Below are 17,207 nucleotides of genomic sequence, written 5' to 3' on the forward strand. Positions count from 1 at the left end.
GACCGCTCCGGTTCAGGATGCGCCAGTTTGCAACGGGTAGCCGCGGAAAGTCCATCTGAAGGGACGTGCCGTCTGGTTGCGCTCGCGGATGAACTGCTCTGTACGCTCGCGAAGATGCGCCGTGCTGGTGTGGCTGGCGTGACGTAGCACACGGCGCGTATAGAGCCCAAACCACAGTTCGATCTGGTTCACCCAGCTCGCGTGCAAAGGGGTGAAATGGAAATGAAACCGTCCATCGTGCCGCGCATTGAATGCCTGCCACACGGCCTGGGCGCGATGCGTGTTCAGATTATCCCAGATCACATGCACCTGCTTGCCCGGATACGCGGCTGCCACACTGTCCATGAAAGTCACCAGGTCGTCTTGGGTACGCCGGTCGCGGCAGCTTCCCAGTACCCGTCCGGTATGAACATCCAGCGCGGCAATCAGCGACTGCGTACCGTGACGGATATATTCAAATTCCCGGCGGCGCAACCGTCCGGCTGCCGGGGCGCGCCCTGGATGCTTGCGCTCGATGGCCTGGATGCCGGTCTTCTCGTCAATACTCAGTACCACCGCATTCTTCGGCGCCTTGCGGTACAGCTTGCAGATCACGTTGACCTTCTCGCGAAACGCCGGATCCGGACTATGCAGCCACTGCTGCACCCGATGCGGGCGAACGTCGCCAGCCTGCAGGATGCGCTGCACATGGCTGCGACTGATTTGTTCGACGATCCCTCGCTCGACTGCACGCGTCACAATCTCATCGAGCGTCGGCGTGGCCCGACCTTGCGCTTCCTGCACTTCACACGCCAGTGCGATCAGCTGCAGCCGCGTCTCCTGCGTGATGCGCGGCGGACGACCACTGCGCTCTGCCTCCCGAATCCCCTGCGCGCCTTGCCGCGCAATGCGCTGGCGCCACTGGCTGACGGTCTGCACGGACACGCCCAGTTCCTGTGAGATCGCCGCGCTCGTGTAGCCCTCGTGAGCCATTAACGCGATGCGTGACCGTGTCACATCGCGCTGTGCAGCCGTCGTGCGTCGGATCAGCGACTGCAGCTCCTGTCTTTCCTTCCTGGCCAGCTTCACTGGCGTTGCATGGCGTCCTCGACTCATACCGCCAGGATAAACCATGCAATCAATTATTAAAAGTAATTGCGGGATGTTGTACTAGGCGCCCACCGGAATATCCTGTAATCTTCGGTTACGTTAGAAATGTTGCGTAACAATTCGATTCCAGTGACATCGAATCTTGAGAGTAGTCGCATGGTCTGTCCGAAGACGAGCATTCGCGATGGGGTTCGCCGTGATCGGTCAGGAGTACGGTGTATTGAACGGACAATTCGAGTTGCGAATGAGAGGCCCGATATTCGGATTGACTAGATGACCTACCGACGGCGCTATCACATTCTCAATGACAGGGTCCTTCGAGAGGAAATGCGCATCCATGGGCGCTACGACCGGAAGGGAAGATTGAAGAGGGGATCGCGGACTAGGAGACTCCTCTCCAAATGTCCGATGTGCGCCCGAGTGCTGCCATCTGCATCCCGATCGCCTCGGACCAGCATCTTGAAATGCTTCATCGCCGTTTTCCGGATTACAACCCGGTCGCGCCGTCCAATGCGGACGCGCTGGTGCTGGCAGGCGACATAGCAAACAGTTCGGCCGCCATCGACCTGTTTGGGCACTGGCAGGTATGAGTGGGATCTTGGGGAGACTCGACGGCGACGGGATCATAGTCTCCCGCGTTCGCCCGGCGCGCCGTGCTGGCAGCCGACACCACGACGCGTCGGCGGCCAGCGAGAAATCGGGCGAGCGCCTGTACGTGGACTTACCCGCGATAAAGCGTTGCGCGCGGGCTTCAAAACACACAGAGTGTCCAAAGGACGTGCGGCAGTCCTGCCATGACCGCCACGGCGCATCACGGGCCAATTTGCAGCGCGACGGGTTCTGAACGGGCCAACGAATAGCTGGGGCCGTGACACCAGTCGCCGCGGTTCGAATGTCTGACCTATTCCAACTGTCCTGGCCGCCCAGCCCTACATGCAACTCACATAGACCTGAGAATGGCTTTCCGGACGGTGCCACCTAGCCACGCGGTGATCCCCGAACGGCTGGCAATAACGATCGTCCGGCGAGGTCCGAGGACGATGGCGCCCACGCACAACGCCAGCAGCAGCGTGACGCGCGGCGCGTCGGCCAGCGAAGCGATCAGGCCGACCGCAGGAGACCGCGTCTGTCCGTGAACGGCCGGGACCGACGGTGGCGTGCTATTCGCCGCCAGCAACGCTATGCGTGATTCCGCCATGCGCAGCAGGATGGCGGTCTCGGCTCCCCTATTGGTCGGTACGCGGTTCATTTTAGCGCCTCCTTCAACGTGTCGAGATCGCTCCGGAGCTCCCTCTGCAGAAGATGAAGCGAACGTCCCGGTTTCTGGGAACGAATGAAGAGCAGAGAGACAACGGAAACAACCAGCCACATCGCGGCAACACCCCAGACCACCGGAAGGAAGACCGTAAATTGAATTTCATCAAACTCGGAGGGCGCAATACGTGAGTAGGCGTTTTCTCTCGCTGAGATCCCGTCTTTTATCCCGCCTCGGTGATCGTCAGATCCCTCAGTGTGGATTCGGCGAATTCCGTCCGCCTTCATGGAAGAAGGCTTCGGCGCGTGAGCAGAGATTCGTCGAGTCAACGCGCTCGGACACCGGCGGGGTGCGTGCACCTGAGGACGGACACGAAACTGAAAGTTCTCTCCAAAAGCTTCGCAGTTGCAGCACTGTTGTTGATTTTTGCGGGGACCGGATCCGCGCCGAATTCAGGCGCGGCCCGCGAGACTGGAGTGGGTGGTGTAGGGATGGCCCGCGCCGGGGCGGGGATGCGAGACGCCAACGTCGCTGAGACGTCTCCAGGTGGCGATCGACCGCGCATGCCTGGCGCAATCCGCGCGCCTCACTCTGCGTCGGCGGCCTTCGGACGACGCGAGACGGCGCCGGATAACCACGGTGCGAGCGCGCCGGCTGCTGATCAGGGGGTGACGCGCGGAGGACCTGAGAATCCAAGCGGACTGAAGAAGCCCGATTGACTCGCCAGTGTGTCAGGAACGGCTCTGGGCTCCGATCGTGAAGCGATTGACGCGCAGTTCAGGAGAAGATGAGAAACGGTCAGTGGACGCCTCCAATCATGCGCGCATGCTTGCCGGTTGGAGAGCAGTCCGTCTGCCAGACGACAGGCCGCTATCCATCTGACGGCGCCCGGGTTGAGGCCGTACACTTGCCGACAGGAAGCACAGCATCAGAACTCGGAAAGACCGACAGGAGGTGAATGGAAATGGAGCTGAAGCCTTTAACCTGCAGCTAAGGCAGTGCCGTACTTGTCCCATTCGCCCTGATGATCCGCGAACAACCATTGATTTTTCGATCTTGGCAATTCATCGCTTCTGCTTCCGCGGTCGACCGTCCCCGACACAGGCCCGTGTCGGGCGTCCTCTTCCTTGACAGCGGTCGCGAGCCTGGCGCTTCAGGACCGATTCCATTAGGACCGGACATTGGATGGGCAAATCAGGTATGCCATGTAAATCCAAAGTGGTTCGCGCGCCCGCACTGCACACGCACTCAAGGAGCGAGCATGAACCAGAACATGGCGAGCGTGGCAGCGCCCATTGCAATCGTCGCGGCCCACCCGGTGATGCGAAGGTGCACTGGAATCATGAAGCTGCCCATGATCTTCGGATTCACCGCCATGAACATGATCAGTCCCATGATCGGGACGGAAACCACGCCGTTGATCACGGCGCTCCAGTAAAGCGCCTTAATGGGATCGATCCGTGTAAAGCCGATCACGAGACCGACTAGCGTCGACAGGGCGATGATGCCGTAGAAACGTTTTGCCAGTTGCGGTTTCAGGGCGAGGCTGTTCCGCCAGTTGAACGTACCGGCCATCGCGTAGGCTGCTGATCCCGCGAGCACTGGCAACGCGAGCAGGCCCGTGCCGATGATCCCCAGACTGAAAAGAGTGAACGCGAAGTTTCCAGCGATGGGTTTCAGGGCAACAGCGGCCTGTGAGGACGTCTGTATGTCAGTCACGCCGTGCGCGTTCAAGGTCGCGGCAGTCGTCAGGATAATGAAAAAAGCCACCGCGTTCGAGAATCCCATCCCGATCCAGGTGTCCATCCGGATGCGGCGCAGGTTAGCCTGGCCCTGCCCAGGTGCGTTTTTGAGTGCGCGCTGGCCCGTTTCGGCGCGCATCTCTTCCACCTCCTGTGAAGCCTGCCAGAAGAACAGGTACGGACTGATGGTGGTGCCCAATACAGCGACGACTGTCGTGAGGTAGTCGCTTTTCCAGGACAGGTGCGGAATGAAGGTACGGACCAGCACGGTCTGCCATGGGACCTGGACGACAAACACCGTGGCCACGTAGGCGAACAGCGCGAGCGTCAGCCACTTCAGTACGCGTACGTAACTGCGATAGGGAATGAAGAGCTGCAACAGCACGGATATCAGTGCAAGTGCAACGGTGTAAAGACGTGCTGGGCCGCCGATTACCAGGTTGACCGCCGCGCCCATTGCCGTGGGGTCGGCCGCGATGTTGATCGTATTGGCGACCAGCAGCAGGACCACAGAGCCGTAGAGTAGCCATGCGGAATAGTGCCGCCTGATGTTTGTTGCAAGGCCGTGACCGCTGACGCGCCCCAGTCGCGCGCTGACTATCTGGATGGCGACCATCAGCGGATAGGTGATGATGATGGTCCACAGCATGTTGAAGCCGAACTGCGCACCCGCCTGCGAATAGGTCGCGATACCACTGGGATCGTCGTCCGCGGCGCCGGGAACCAGGCCCGGGCCGAGCTTTTCCAGCCACGACTGAACCTCGGGATCCGGCTTGTCGGACGGGTTGATGTCGATGTCCATCACGGTGCCTGTGAGAAGCGTGCGTGGAACATGGCGCGAGCGGAGACGGTCTGTTCCATGAACCTTTGAACTGGAAGCAGTCGCATGTCGCGCGGCACCGCCGGAAGCCACCAACCGGACGTGCGATGCACGCCTGTCAGCAACCGACGCTGAGCATGGGCTCCGTCGATCCTGAATCCTCTTTTGGCCGGAGCGCTTCGCCCGACCCGTGCAACTCACTGCGTCCGACGACATCGTCCGGATCCAGGCTTCGACCGCACGCCGGGCAACCGGGCTTCAGTTTTGCGAACGGTCCGTCTCCGCCGTCGTACGTCCCAGAAGGGGTCAGGTTACGCAGCCCCGTCCGATGCCGGCGGTCGGAAAGATCGCCGATGTCCAGGCTTTCGATGAGGGCTCCGCGATGTCCGCATGGCCATTCGACGTAAGTGAAAATGCGGGTTTTCATGATGGCCTCCTACCGGTCAACAGCAGCGCAGCATGAATCGGTCCAAGAAGCTATTCATGGGTCCGCGGGGCGGGGAACACTCATGCCCCGGCTCCCCGCTTCGCTTGACTGCAAATGCCCGTTGCAGTTTCAGGCTCCGTATGTCTGCGCTGCCTGGCAGCAATCGTGTGGACATCCACTGCGTTCGTCTGCAGTGCATCTTTTCCGTGGAGTGCATGGGTTGGCTGTGCACCCGTCAATACGCAACACGAACCGATGACCGGCGCGATCGCGGCCTATCGCGCATTCGACCGGCAAACCTTTGGACCAAGGTCAAGCTACGAGCCGTAGACGACTCCCGGCACGACGGTTGCTGACTGTCAGATCACCACTGTCAAAAGAAAAGATTGCGCATGAGTTTCCCCGCTTTTCCCGGCCGGTATCTGACTTCATGACACTCGACCAGCGTCTTCGAAGCATGCGCAAGACCATGCGCGACATGTTCGGCATCTCCCGGCTGCGTGCCGCCCAGGAAGATATAATTCGCAGCGAGCTGGAACGGAGCGATACGCTGGCCACGATGCCGACAGGCGCCGGGAAGTCGCTGTGCTATCAACTGCCCGCGCTGCATCTGGACGGCATGACGCTGGTCGTGTCGCCGCTCATCGCGCTGATGAAGGATCAGACGGACACACCACTTGCGACCGGCATCGACTGCACGCTGGTCAACAGCACGCTGCGAAGGCGTGCGGAACGCGAGGCGCCGGACGTATCGCGGCAGGCGAGAGCGGCATTGTGTTCGTGACGCCGGAGCGCCTCGCGCAACCGGCGTTCATCGACATATTGCGTTCCCATACTGAGCACCGCGTCGGACTCGTGGTCGTCGATGAAGCGCATTGCTTGTCGCGATGCGGTCACGACTTCCGGCCGGCCTTCCTCGAACGCGGTAACGGCGCTTGGCCATCCGTCGGTGCTCGCGTTGACCGCAACGGCGACAGCCGCGGTGCTGGACGACATCGTTCGCTCACTTGGCTTTCGCGAGCCGCGCGTCGTTCGCACCGGCACGTTGCGTGAAAACCTGCGCTACCGGGTCGTGCAGGTCAGTACGGCCGACGGCAAAGACGGCGCGACGCGGGCCGTGGAAGCGAAGCGTGAACAACTGCGCGAGCTGATCGCATCGTTGTCCGGCAACGGTAGCGGACTTCGACCGCATCTACGGCTGGCTCGTCGAGGCGGGCGAATCGGTTTCGCGTTATCACGGCTGCCTCGCCGACAATGTGCGCAAAGCGGCGCAGGAGCAGTTCATGTCCGGTGCGACGCGCGTGATGGTCGCCACCAACGCATTCGGCATGGGCATCGACAAAGCGGACATCCGCTCCGTGATTCACTATCAGATGCCTGGCAGCCTCGATGCCTATTACCAGGAGACAGGCCGTGCAGGGCGCGACGGCAAACCGGCCGACTGCGTGTTGTTGTTTGATCTGAACGACCGGCGCATCCAGCATTTTTTTCTGGCGGGCCGCTACCCGAGCCCGGAACTTGCGCAACGCGTGTACGACGCGCTGGCGGCGCATCGCGAGGAGAACGCGAAGGGCGCAACCCTCGCTACGCTCAAGCGCGACATGGCCGAGGTCGGTGCCGGCAAGCTGGAGGTTCTGTTGAACATGTTGGTGGAGGCGCATCGCCGGCCGTGACCGGCAGCGCCGCTACCGGTTGCTCACGCAGGCAGCGTCCAGCGATGCTGCCGCTGAAACGGCGCGCGAGTCAGTAGCGAAAGGCGCAAAACAATTCGAGCAGATGAGCGTGCACGACAAGGAGACCTTGCAAAAGATGATTGACTACGCGCAGACCAGTCAGTGCCGCTGGCGCGCGATTCTCGATTACTACGGTGATACGCCGCAAATGGAGCGCTGCGGCGTGTGCGACAACTGTCTGAATCCGCCGCAGATCGACGTGCGTTCCGGCGCGGATGTCGTCGTCCTCGACACCTTGTTGCCCGCGCAACCGCGCACAAGCGAACCGCACGGGTCGCGTGACTGGGCACCCGGCGATCCGGTTCGCGTACCGCGTTACGGCGCCGGTGAAGTTGCGCTGGCGAGCGGTGAACAGGTGGTGGTGCAGTTTCCCGACGGCCGCACGCGAACCTTGATGCCGAGCTGTGTGCAAGCGGCGCGACGACGCCCGGAATAGCGCCTGGCAAAGCGTTGCCGCTGGCTTCGATGCGGCGCGAAAACAAAGGGCAGTCCGCGGTCAATCGTTGGCCACGAGGCGTACGGTTGCCAGCCGAGCAGTTGGCGCGCACGCGTGATATCCGGCTGGCTGTGGGTCGTCGGTCGGCAATGGGCGCAATTCAGGCAGCGAGGTGGAAGCCGCGATCGCCACGATGCGCCGGGCAATCGCGAGCATCGTCACCTCGTATGGCTTGCCTGGATTGACCGGACCACCGTCGAGTTGACAATCATTGAAGGGCTTCCTGGCCGTCGGAGAAGGGGCGACCGGGGTCTACAGTTGAGAGGCAAACGATCGACTGACCCGTTCAGGAGGCTCAACCGAGGTATGCCGGCCATGATCTGTACTCGAATATCGCCGTGGTGGCCGTAATCAACGAGCGGGGACCGGGTACGGTACTGCAAGCGGCTGACAATGATCTCAGACTGGCTCTGGCAGCGTTCGCGCCTTATCGGCTGAGCGGGAGGGAGTGCTGGTGGACGGCTGATGATCGATGCCCCGAAACCCGTCACGGTTGGGGGCGCCGTCCATCGCAATGACGCTGGGGGCGGATCGCATGACCATCGTCATATCCGTCGACGAGCCAAACGGCTACGACCAAACCCGGTACGTCAGCTCGTCGCGCGCCGGTCGACTTCCTTTCGACCTTGTTCGGCAACATGCACCTGCCGACGCATTGCAAGTACGGAAGGCGGGACTACCCGGCGACGGGCCAGCGCCCACGGGAGCGCGCGCATCATGGCGAGCACATCACGCACGAAAGCGCCTTCGTGCCACAGAACGGCGAAGGCTCGCCCGGTCGCGCAGCATGCGTCGCGCAGTGGCAGACGCAGCCAGGAAATCCATGCTGCATTGCGTGCCAGCAGCCGTCGTCTCAAACGGCTGTCCTGCGTCCGCGACGGATGATGATGCACCACCATCGAGTCCACATAAACGATTGCGCCGCCGGAAGTGAGTACGTCGAGCGCAACCAGTTCTTCTTCCCCGCCAATGAAAAGGCGCGGCTGGTAACCGCCGACCGCGCGAAACACATCGGTCCGGAAAACGCAGGCACCCGCCAGGTAGCCTGTCAGCGACGGGCCGGGCAAATCATGGCTCTCCAGTGGGCTGTTGCGCATACGAACACACGTCTCGTCCAGTTCCAGCGACTTGCCCACCAACACGCGGGCGCTCAGCACGGCGGCACGCGGTGTCGCGTCGAACACACGAACCGCCCGCGCCAGGGAGCCGGGCTCCCACCACATATCGTCGTCACAGAAGGCGACGTAGTCGGTCGTTACGCGCGCGACGGCCCGGTTGCGGCCAGCGGCGCCGAGATTTGACAGGCACTGCACGACGCGCACACCCGGCGTGCCTGCCTCGATCAGCGCGACGGTTCGGTCGCTCGAAGCGTTATCGGCGACGATGATCTCGGGCTGCTCCGGCAACGCAACCAGGCGCGAGAGGGTGCACATGACTTCCTTCGCCCGGTTATGCGTCAGGACGACTACCGAGATGCGCTGCGCGACCGACCGGTCCCGGGAATTGGCATCCATTTTCATTGCAAGCCTCGCGGTTTGTCGCTTGACAGAAATCACTCGCCCGTCGGTGTCCGTTGCGGAGTCGACCCAGACGCCACTACTCGACGGGATCGCCGTGGCAGGGGCTGCCGTCCATTGCCTTTTTCCGTCTCGCCTTGCCGAGATCATCACGAAGGCCTCGGGCGTGCGCGGGCCTTGCCAGTTTCAGGCACTGCCGCATCAGACGGCCGCACACGCACCTTCATGTCGAGCTATGTGCGAGTGGCGCGGCGAAGCCGCCCGGCATAGCGCCACACAGAGCCTCGCTGCTGGCCGCGATCCGTGCGCGGAAATAACGGGCGGTGGCGGCCAGACCGTCGTCCAGCGATATCTGCGGTTGCCAGCCAAACAGCTCTCGGGCACGCGTGATATCCGGCTGACGATGCCAGGGGTCGTCGGTCGGCAAGGGGCGCAACTCCAGAGGTGACGTGGAAGCGGTGATCGCCACGATACGGCGGGCCATCTCGCGCATCGTCACCTCGTGGGGATTGCCGAGATTCACCGGGCCCGCCGGATTGTCGTCGGTGTTCATCAAACGGATGAACGCATCGATCATGTCGTCCACGTAGCAGAACGAGCGCGTTTGCGAGCCATCGCCGTAGAGCGTGATCGGCTCGCCCTGCAGCGCCTGCATCATGAAGTTCGATACGACGCGGCCATCGGCGGGATGCATGCGCGGCCCATACGTGTTGAAAATGCGGGCAATCCGGATCGACAGCCCATGTTGGCGCCGGTAATCCGTGAAGAGCGTCTCGGCGCAGCGCTTGCCTTCGTCGTAGCATGAACGCGGGCCGGTGGGATTCACATGTCCCCAGTAGTCTTCGGTCTGCGGATGCACGAGCGCATCGCCATACACTTCGCTTGTCGACGCCTGGAAGATCTTTGCCTTCACGCGTTTGGCCAGTCCGAGCATATTGATCGCACCGTGCACGCTGGTCTTGGTGGTCTGCACGGGATCGTACTGGTAATGGATGGGAGAAGCGGGGCAGGCGAGGTTGTAGATTTCAGCCACTTCCACGTAGAGCGGAAAGGTGACGTCGTGGCGCAGCAGTTCAAAGTTGGCGCAATCGAGCAGATGCGCGATGTTGTCCTTGGTGCCGGTGTAGAAGTTATCGACGCACAGCACGTCGTGCCCTTGTGCGACGAGCCGCTCGCATAGATGCGAGCCGAGAAATCCAGCGCCGCCGGTAACCAGAATCCGCTTGCGGGTGAGTTCTTTCATGGTGCATCGTCCTTCGGTGGAGTGCGGCGGGTGCTGGGTCAGGCAGCGACGTGCTGCAGCGTGTCATGCCAGTCCTGGGCGAAACGGTCGATATGGAAGCGCTCGAGCGCGGTGCGTCGCGCGCCTTCGCCGAGACGCCGCGCTTCGCCGGGATCGCGCAGTAGCGCCCGCATGGCTTCCACTAACACGTTCACATCCGTGTGGATGAAACCGTTTTCGCCGTTGCGGATCACGGTGGCCAGTTCGGTGGTTGCTAGACCCACGATCGGCATACCGATCGTCATGGCCTCTACGACTGCCAACCCGAGGCTGGTCCAGCGAATCGGATTGAAGAAGAAGCGATAGCGCGCACTGAAAGCGGCCAGATCGAGATTGCCGATTTCGCCAATACCACCCAGGCGCTCCGCTTCCATGCCGACGAGATCGAGCGGCACGCGCGTGCGGATTTCGCTGAATACATCCGCGCCGAGCCGCCGTCCGCGCTGCGCCAGGTGGTTCACCACCACGATGCCGCGCTCAAGCTCACCGCTGTAACGCACGCCCGCGGGCACGAACACGCCGTGCTCGATGACACGCGTCGGCGTGACGCCGCAGTCCCACATCAACTGGTTGAAGTGGGTGACGTGAACCAGCAGCGTGTCGGGGTCGTCGACCCAATGCCATTGCTGGAATGGATTGTCCTGCGGCGGATCGTGCTCGATATAGACGCGCGGCAGGCGCCGTTGCGCCGCGCTCAATACGTGCTTGCGGTCGTGTTCCCAATGGTCTTTGTGCTGGTACAGGATCACGTCGAATTCCTGATCGGGCACATCGTCCACAGCGATTTCGTGGACGTTGTCACCCCACGGCAGAACGCCTGTTTTGCCCGCATAGCCGGGTGGATTGCCCGGTTTGGTGACGAGATAGAAGTCGTGCGGCGTCTGCGTGAGGTAGTACAGGTAATTGCCATGTACGTGCCAGGTCAACACGCGCAGACGGCGGAGGCTATGCAGCATGAGGCATCTCCTTCAAAGTCCGGCTGTCCGCGTGCAATGCGTTCGGCGCGCCCGGACATGCACCCCGAACTTGCGCGAGTTGTGCGCGGGCGGCCTCGACGACGTGTTCGACGCTGACGTTCAATGCACAAGGATGCCCGTACGGGCAATCGCGGTACGCGCACGGCCGGCACGCGGGGTAGTCGGCGAGGACGCGATGCCGTGCGTGGTCCAGCGGCGCCCAGCGGCGCGTATCGCTGCCGGACGCGATCACTACCGATGCCGTGGCCACGGCTGCGGCAATGTGCGAGATGCCGGTGTCGTTGCAGACCACGAGTCGCGCGCGGGCAACCAGCGCGGCCAGTCCACCGAGCGAAGTGGCGCCCGCCAGGTACAGCGCGGGCGCGGTGATCGCGCCTAACACGGCGCCCGTCAGTGCCGCTTCGGCGGCGGTGCCGGTTGGCGATCTGCCAGCCGTCGCCGGCCAGGTGGTCGGCCACCGCGGCAAAACGCTCCGCGGGCCAGCGGCGCGACGGCAATTGCGCGCCGGGATGAATCAGCACAAGCCGCTGTGCTTCCACGCCATGCACCGCCGCAAGCTCGGCGTACTCGTGGCCGTCGCGCCAGGTCAAGGGAAACGCAGATTGCCGTTCGACCACGGGCGCACCGATGGCGCTGGTCAGGGCAAGATAGCGTTCAGACTCTGGCAGGTCGTCTGGCCAGTCAATGAAGCAACCATGCCTCACCGGTTCGCCAGGCTGTACGAAACCGGCATGGGCTCGTGCGCCGAGTTCGTGCAACAGATCATTGGCGATGCCGCCGCTGCCGTGCCACTGGATCGCGAGATCGAAACGCCTTCCACGCATTTGCGAAAAGAATGCGGGTAGCCCGGCGTTCGATTCTGACTGTTCGGGGAAGCCCACCGCGCCGGGAAAGACGATCAACTCGTCGATGAGATCGCCGTAGCGCTCGACGAACGCCTGCGCCCACGGTAACCCGATCAGCGCGATATGCGCTTGCGGGGCTGCATTTCGTAGCGCCCGCAGCGCGGGCACTGCACACAGCATGTCGCCGAGTTGCAGCGCGCGAAAAATGACGATACGGCGCGGCGCGAATGCCGTCAGGAACGAGGGTGCGTTCATAGAAAGAACACCTTGAAGCGAAGGGCGCCATAGAGCCGCCAGAAGATCGAAAGAAACGGAATGGGGATTGACGTCCATGCCATCTCGGCGACGTGCCGCCAACTGCGATCGCGACCGCGCAAACGCATCACGCAGAAGTAGCCCGTGAGTGCCAGCCACGCAATCAGCGCCGTGAGCGCTGTGGGGGCGTTGCCGGCCAGCATACCGCCCAACGCCGCCACCGCACTGCACACAGTCGCGTAATACAGGAGCGGCGGCGTCGCGCGAATGCGTGTTCTGAATAATTCGGGATGTTTCCTGTAGAGCAGCGCGTCGAACTGGCTTTTTTTCTGCTGCGCAATGCTGACCCCCCAGCGCGCGGGCCTGACCGGATGCACGACTACTGCACCGGGCGCGCGCACGATCTCGCCGCCCGCCTGCATCAGCGTGAACTGCAGGTCGGAGTCCTCACGCCATGCCGACGTGAAACGTTCGTCGAAGCCGCCCGTCGTGGCGAGGAACGAGCGGACGACAAAGGCATTCGCGGTCGCGAACTCGGCGCGTTCGAGGCCGCTTGCATCGGCTTCGTAATCGGTCGGCAAGGGCGGTAGCGGCACGACGATCGCTCCGGGGGCGGCCGCGGCGCCGTGCACGAGCGCCGCGACGCCGGCCGTCAGCCAGTGCGGGTCGGGCAGGGTGTCGTCGTCGGTGAAGGCGATCACTGGCGAGCGTGCCTGCTGCCAGCCGGCGTTGCGTGCGCCGGCCGGCCCTTGGGTGCGAGTGACCGGCACATAGCGGACGGCGGGTCCACGCGCGGCCAGGGCTTCGGCAAAGCGCTCGACGCAGGCTCGCGTAGCCTCGTCGGGACCGTCATCGCAGACTACGATCTCGTAGCGCCCGGCGGGAAAATCCTGCTCGGACAGCGCGGCGAGACACGCGGCGAGCATTGCCGGACGACGGTAGGTCGGCACGACCACGGAGACATCGAAATGGGCCGGCAGCGCGCCGGGATAGCCGGACGCGACCGGTTCGCTCACAACGCGCGGGTTGGCCATTGCGCCGGCTGGTTCGATCGGACCGGTCACTGAACTCATGCGCCGGCTCCAGATTTTTTGACGAGGAACGGGCCGATCACAAGCGCGTCGAGAGGCGACGTCCAGAACGATTCGACGGCGTCGCGCGGCGAATTCACCATCGGTTCGCCACGCGTATTGAACGACGTGTTGACGAGAATCGGCACCCCCGTGCGCTGCCTGAACGCGTCCAGCAGGTCGTAATACAGCGGATGCTGCGAGCGGTTGACAGTTTGCACCCGCGCCGTGCCGTCGACGTGCCGCACAGCCGGAATGCGGGCGGCCTTGTCGGCGCGCACGTCGAAGACGAACAGCATGAAAGGCGCGACCTTGGCGTCGACGAACCATTCGTTGGCGTGTTCTTCCATCACCACCGGCGCCACGGGGCGAAAGTCTTCGCGGTCCTTGATCTCGTTGAGCTTCGCCTGCATGTGCGGGTCCACTGGCGAGGCGAGGATCGAACGCGCGCCGAGTGCGCGCGGTCCGAATTCCGTGCGGCCCTGATACCAGCCGATGACCTTGCCGTCGGCGAGCAGATCGGCGGTCTCGCCGGCAATGTCGGACAGGCGCCGGTAGGGCACTTTCGACCAACTCAGGAATTGCTCGATTTCCGCTTCGCCGTATTCCGGTCCGAGATACGCGTGATCCATCACCCAGTGACGCTGGCGGTCGCCGTGCGCGCTGCGCTCCCGGTAGTCGATCCACAGCGCGGCACCCAGCGCCGTGCCGGCATCGCCCGCAGCGGGCTGAACCCAGACGTCGGAAAACGGACCCGCGTCGCGCAGTTTCGAATTCATCACGCAGTTCAACGCAACGCCGCCGGCCATGCCCAGCTTGCTCAAGCCGGTGCGCTGATGCAGCCAGCCCGCCAGTTGCAGCACGGTCTCTTCGAGCACACGTTGCAAGGAGTGCGCGATATCGAAGTGACGCTGTTCAAGCGGAGCGCCGCGTTCGCGCGCTGGTCCGAAGCGCTCGGCAAGACGCGTCGCTTCCACGGTATAGCTCCCATCGTTGCGATAGCGAACGATGTCGCGGAATACATCGACGTATTGCGGCTGGCCGTATGAGGCGAGCGCCATGACTTTGTATTCGTCCGATGAGTGCAGAAATCCGAGCCAGTCGGTGACGGCTTCGTAAAGCAAGCCAAGCGAATGCGGTAACTCGACCTGTTTAAGCCGCGTATATTCACCACCGACGAATTGCCCCATGCTCGTAGTCACGCCTTCGCCGCGGCCATCGATGGTCAGGACCGCGGTGTCGCCGAAGGGCGCGGCGAGGAAGGCGCTTGCTTCGTGCGCGAGGTGATGCTCGACAAAGTGCCATTTGAAGCCGGTGTCCCGGCCCACACCCTGGAAGCGCTTGCGCAGATGATGCGGTGCGCCGTCGAGCAATTGCCCTTTGGCAGTCGCGATGTAGCTGAGGAAGAGGGGATCCCAGGGCGACGCGGACGCGTCCGTCAGCCGTGTGCTGGCGGGATCGAACGGCAGTTCGATGGTGGCGCCCGGCCGTCTGTGCCTGCCGCCGAACAGGGTGGGATCGTACGAATAAGCCACGTGGTCGACGTCGGCGAGGGTGATGCCGGCGGCCTTCAGGCAATAGTCGATCGCATCGAAAGGCAGTTGCCAGGTCGAGAACGGCACAGGACGTTTCGCATGTTTGACGTGGGTGAAGCGTTCGTCCTCGGCGGCGGCGAGCACCACCCCGTCGCGCAGCAGGGCTGCGGCGCTGTCGTGATAGACGGCATTGATTCCGAGTGTGTACATGGGCGTTCGCGATGGAAGAGGGTTCAGGGGGCTACGGGCACATCGGCAAGCGGCGGGGTGTCGGTGCTACGGGCACTGTCGCGCGTCTCGGCAGCGGGGGCGGCAACGCGCGACGGCGCCTGGGCATGCAGTTCGAGCGCCGCCTGCACGACTTCGCCCGGCGCGACGCCGAGCAGACAGGCGTGATGCTGTCGCGGACACACACTGCGATAGCACCAGCGGCATTCGACGTCGCGAAACAGCACGCGCTGCGGTGTCTGCCACGGCGTATGTTGCGGATTGGTCAGTGCGTACAGATCGACGACCGGCGTGCCCAGCGCGGACGCCAGATGTACGGGACCGCTGTTGTTGGAGACGAGCACGCCTGCACGCTCGATCAGCGCGGCCAGTTCACCGAGCGTGAGTGCGCCGCTCAGATCGTGCAGTTGCGTCCGCACGCCGGGCGCGGCCGATCGGATTACCGCTTCCACTAGCGAACGTTCGCTCGAACTGCCGGTGATCAGCACCGGGGCGCCGGTTTCGCGCACCAGCCGCGTGGCCACTTCGCCGAACCGCTCCGGCGGATAGCGGCGCGACGCGGCGGTGGCGCCGGGGTGCAACACGAACCAACCGACTTCGCGATCGACGCCGCGCGCCGACAGTTGCGCGTCGAGTGTTCGCCGGTCGGCTTCGTCCACGCTGAAGCGCATGCGCGTATCCGGCGTGTGTGCGCCGACGTGGCGCGCGAGATCGAGCTGACGTTGTACTTCATGGCGCGTGCGCTGCTGCGGTTCCGGTTCGCGCAGCCAGTCGGTCAGCAACGCATAGGGGTTCTCGCGGCAATGAGCGAGGCGCCGTGGAATGCCAGCCAGATAGCAGAGCATCGCCGCAGGTAACGGGCTTTGACTGTAGACGGTGAAAATCACAGCAGCGTCGAAACTGCCGCGGCGCAAACGATCCTGCATCCGCTGATCGTCGACCAGCGTGCGCGTGTCGCTCAGCGGTTGGGCGACCCACGGCGCGTCATACTCGATCACTTCGTCGACGTCATCGAGAAAGGGGGCGAGAGCGACCCCGCTGCGCGAGGCGAGCAGTGTGATATGACGATTCGCGGCGGATCGACGCAGCGCGTGCACTGCGGGGGTGGTCATCAGCACGTCGCCCAGATTGTCCAGACGCACGCAGAGGATCCGTTTGACATCTTCGCCCCACCATGACGGCTGCGACGTATCGGGCACGCGTGCGTGCGCCTGGGTCGGCTGGGCGAGCAGCAGCGGGGCGTTCATCGGGCAGCTTCCTGGCGGCTCGGGGCTCGCTGCGTTCCGTCACGGCCGCTGCGCACGACAATCCGCGCGGCCTCGTGCAGATCGGCGGCGCGCGCGCTCGGCGCACGCTGCGCTCTGTCCAGCCATTCGGTTTCGTGGCCGTTGTCAAGCAGCACGGTGCGACAGCCTGCACGGTTGCCCGCTTCGACGTCGTCGAGAATGTCGCCGATAAACCAGCATTGGGCGAGATTGAGCCGGTGTTCGTGCGCCGCGCGCAGCAGGAGGCCAGGGGCAGGCTTGCGACAGCTGCACACGGCCGCATAGCGCGCGACGCTGCCGTGAGGATGATGCGGACACCAGTACACGCCGCTCAAGCTCGCGCCGCACCCGGCGAACATGCGATGCAATTGGGCTTCAACCTCGTTCAATGCCGCATGCTCGAACTTGCCCAGCGCCACGCCCGACTGATTGCTGATTACGAACAGTGCGAACGGATGCGCTGCGAGCAACGTCAGTGCCTCGTGCGCGCCCGGCCCGAAACGCATCAGCGAGGGATCGACGTTGTACGGCACGTCGTCGAGCAGCGTGCCATCCTTGTCGAGGAACACAGCGGGTTGCATCATGATCGTCCAGACAAGAAGCGTGAGGGGCGATATCGACAGCGGCGCCGCGGGTCGGCGCCTGCAGGTCGGGCGAACAGAACAATAAGA

At 63.3% G+C, this 17,207-nt stretch carries 13 protein-coding genes and 2 pseudogenes; 2 read left to right on the top strand and 13 right to left on the bottom strand.

What is annotated here, in order from left to right; translation table 11 throughout:
- Positions 1 to 12: 12 nt before the first annotated feature.
- Positions 13 to 1,095 carry an IS630 family transposase gene (locus tag P0D84_RS39420; RefSeq protein WP_408347265.1) on the bottom strand — a complete coding sequence of 361 codons (1,083 nt, stop codon included), beginning with the start codon at positions 1,093 to 1,095 and terminating at the stop codon, positions 13 to 15.
- Between the two features lie 395 nt (positions 1,096 to 1,490).
- On the opposite strand from P0D84_RS39420, the gene P0D84_RS39425 reads away from it, so the two are divergent.
- A complete protein-coding gene (locus tag P0D84_RS39425) occupies positions 1,491 to 1,679 on the top strand; it encodes a hypothetical protein (protein WP_408347268.1) in 189 nt (62 codons plus the stop codon).
- Positions 1,680 to 2,029: 350 nt separating this feature from the next.
- Here P0D84_RS39425 and P0D84_RS39430 read toward each other — a convergent pair whose 3' ends face one another.
- From P0D84_RS39430 to P0D84_RS39440, 3 genes are all read right to left on the bottom strand, one after another.
- A complete protein-coding gene (locus P0D84_RS39430; RefSeq protein WP_408347271.1) occupies positions 2,030 to 2,338 on the bottom strand; it encodes a hypothetical protein in 309 nt (102 codons plus the stop codon).
- A 1,254-nt stretch (positions 2,339 to 3,592) separates the two neighbouring features.
- On the bottom strand, positions 3,593 to 4,888 hold the full coding sequence (locus tag P0D84_RS39435; protein WP_408347274.1) for an NRAMP family divalent metal transporter: 1,296 nt from the start codon (positions 4,886 to 4,888) through the stop codon (positions 3,593 to 3,595).
- Between the two features lie 136 nt (positions 4,889 to 5,024).
- The gene (locus P0D84_RS39440; protein WP_408347278.1) at positions 5,025 to 5,333 is read right to left on the bottom strand and encodes a hypothetical protein; all 309 of its coding nucleotides are present in this window, start codon (positions 5,331 to 5,333) and stop codon (positions 5,025 to 5,027) included.
- A 430-nt stretch (positions 5,334 to 5,763) separates the two neighbouring features.
- Between P0D84_RS39440 and P0D84_RS39445 the strand changes: the two are divergent.
- Positions 5,764 to 7,502: pseudogene (locus P0D84_RS39445) on the top strand (RecQ family ATP-dependent DNA helicase).
- Positions 7,503 to 7,562: 60 nt separating this feature from the next.
- Here the strand turns inward: P0D84_RS39445 and P0D84_RS39450 are convergent.
- The 9 genes and pseudogenes from P0D84_RS39450 to P0D84_RS39490 all read right to left on the bottom strand — a co-directional run bounded on the left by P0D84_RS39450 (position 7,563) and on the right by P0D84_RS39490 (position 17,120).
- The gene (locus tag P0D84_RS39450; RefSeq protein ID WP_408347281.1) at positions 7,563 to 7,718 is read right to left on the bottom strand and encodes a hypothetical protein; all 156 of its coding nucleotides are present in this window, start codon (positions 7,716 to 7,718) and stop codon (positions 7,563 to 7,565) included.
- A gap of 434 nt (positions 7,719 to 8,152) precedes the next feature.
- A complete protein-coding gene (locus P0D84_RS39455) occupies positions 8,153 to 9,082 on the bottom strand; it encodes a glycosyltransferase family 2 protein (RefSeq protein WP_408347284.1) in 930 nt (309 codons plus the stop codon).
- A gap of 220 nt (positions 9,083 to 9,302) precedes the next feature.
- Positions 9,303 to 10,322: a UDP-glucuronic acid decarboxylase family protein gene (locus tag P0D84_RS39460; RefSeq protein ID WP_408347287.1), complete on the bottom strand. Its 1,020-nt coding sequence runs from the start codon at positions 10,320 to 10,322 to the stop codon at positions 9,303 to 9,305.
- Positions 10,323 to 10,360: 38 nt separating this feature from the next.
- Positions 10,361 to 11,317: a glycosyltransferase family 4 protein gene (locus tag P0D84_RS39465; RefSeq protein ID WP_408347291.1), complete on the bottom strand. Its 957-nt coding sequence runs from the start codon at positions 11,315 to 11,317 to the stop codon at positions 10,361 to 10,363.
- Positions 11,307 to 12,438: pseudogene (locus tag P0D84_RS39470) on the bottom strand (glycosyltransferase family 9 protein). The gene P0D84_RS39465 and the pseudogene P0D84_RS39470 overlap by 11 nt, the downstream one beginning before the upstream one ends.
- A complete protein-coding gene (locus P0D84_RS39475) occupies positions 12,435 to 13,472 on the bottom strand; it encodes a glycosyltransferase family 2 protein (RefSeq protein ID WP_408349699.1) in 1,038 nt (345 codons plus the stop codon). Before P0D84_RS39475 ends, P0D84_RS39470 begins: the two are co-directional and overlap by 4 nt.
- Before the next feature lie 35 nt (positions 13,473 to 13,507).
- Positions 13,508 to 15,253, bottom strand: a complete 1,746-nt coding sequence (locus P0D84_RS39480; RefSeq protein WP_408347294.1) for a carbamoyltransferase family protein — start codon at positions 15,251 to 15,253, stop codon at positions 13,508 to 13,510.
- 23 nt (positions 15,254 to 15,276) lie between these two features.
- The gene (gene waaF, locus P0D84_RS39485) at positions 15,277 to 16,518 is read right to left on the bottom strand and encodes a lipopolysaccharide heptosyltransferase II (RefSeq protein ID WP_408347297.1); all 1,242 of its coding nucleotides are present in this window, start codon (positions 16,516 to 16,518) and stop codon (positions 15,277 to 15,279) included.
- Positions 16,515 to 17,120 (bottom strand): D-glycero-alpha-D-manno-heptose-1,7-bisphosphate 7-phosphatase, encoded by a 606-nt coding sequence (locus tag P0D84_RS39490; RefSeq protein ID WP_408347300.1) that lies wholly within the window; start codon positions 17,118 to 17,120, stop codon positions 16,515 to 16,517. Before P0D84_RS39490 ends, waaF begins: the two co-directional genes overlap by 4 nt.
- Between the last annotated feature and the right edge of the window lie 87 nt (positions 17,121 to 17,207).

This window comes from Paraburkholderia sp. RL17-337-BIB-A, assembly GCF_046025895.1.
GTDB classification, from domain to species: domain Bacteria; phylum Pseudomonadota; class Gammaproteobacteria; order Burkholderiales; family Burkholderiaceae; genus Paraburkholderia; species Paraburkholderia fungorum_C.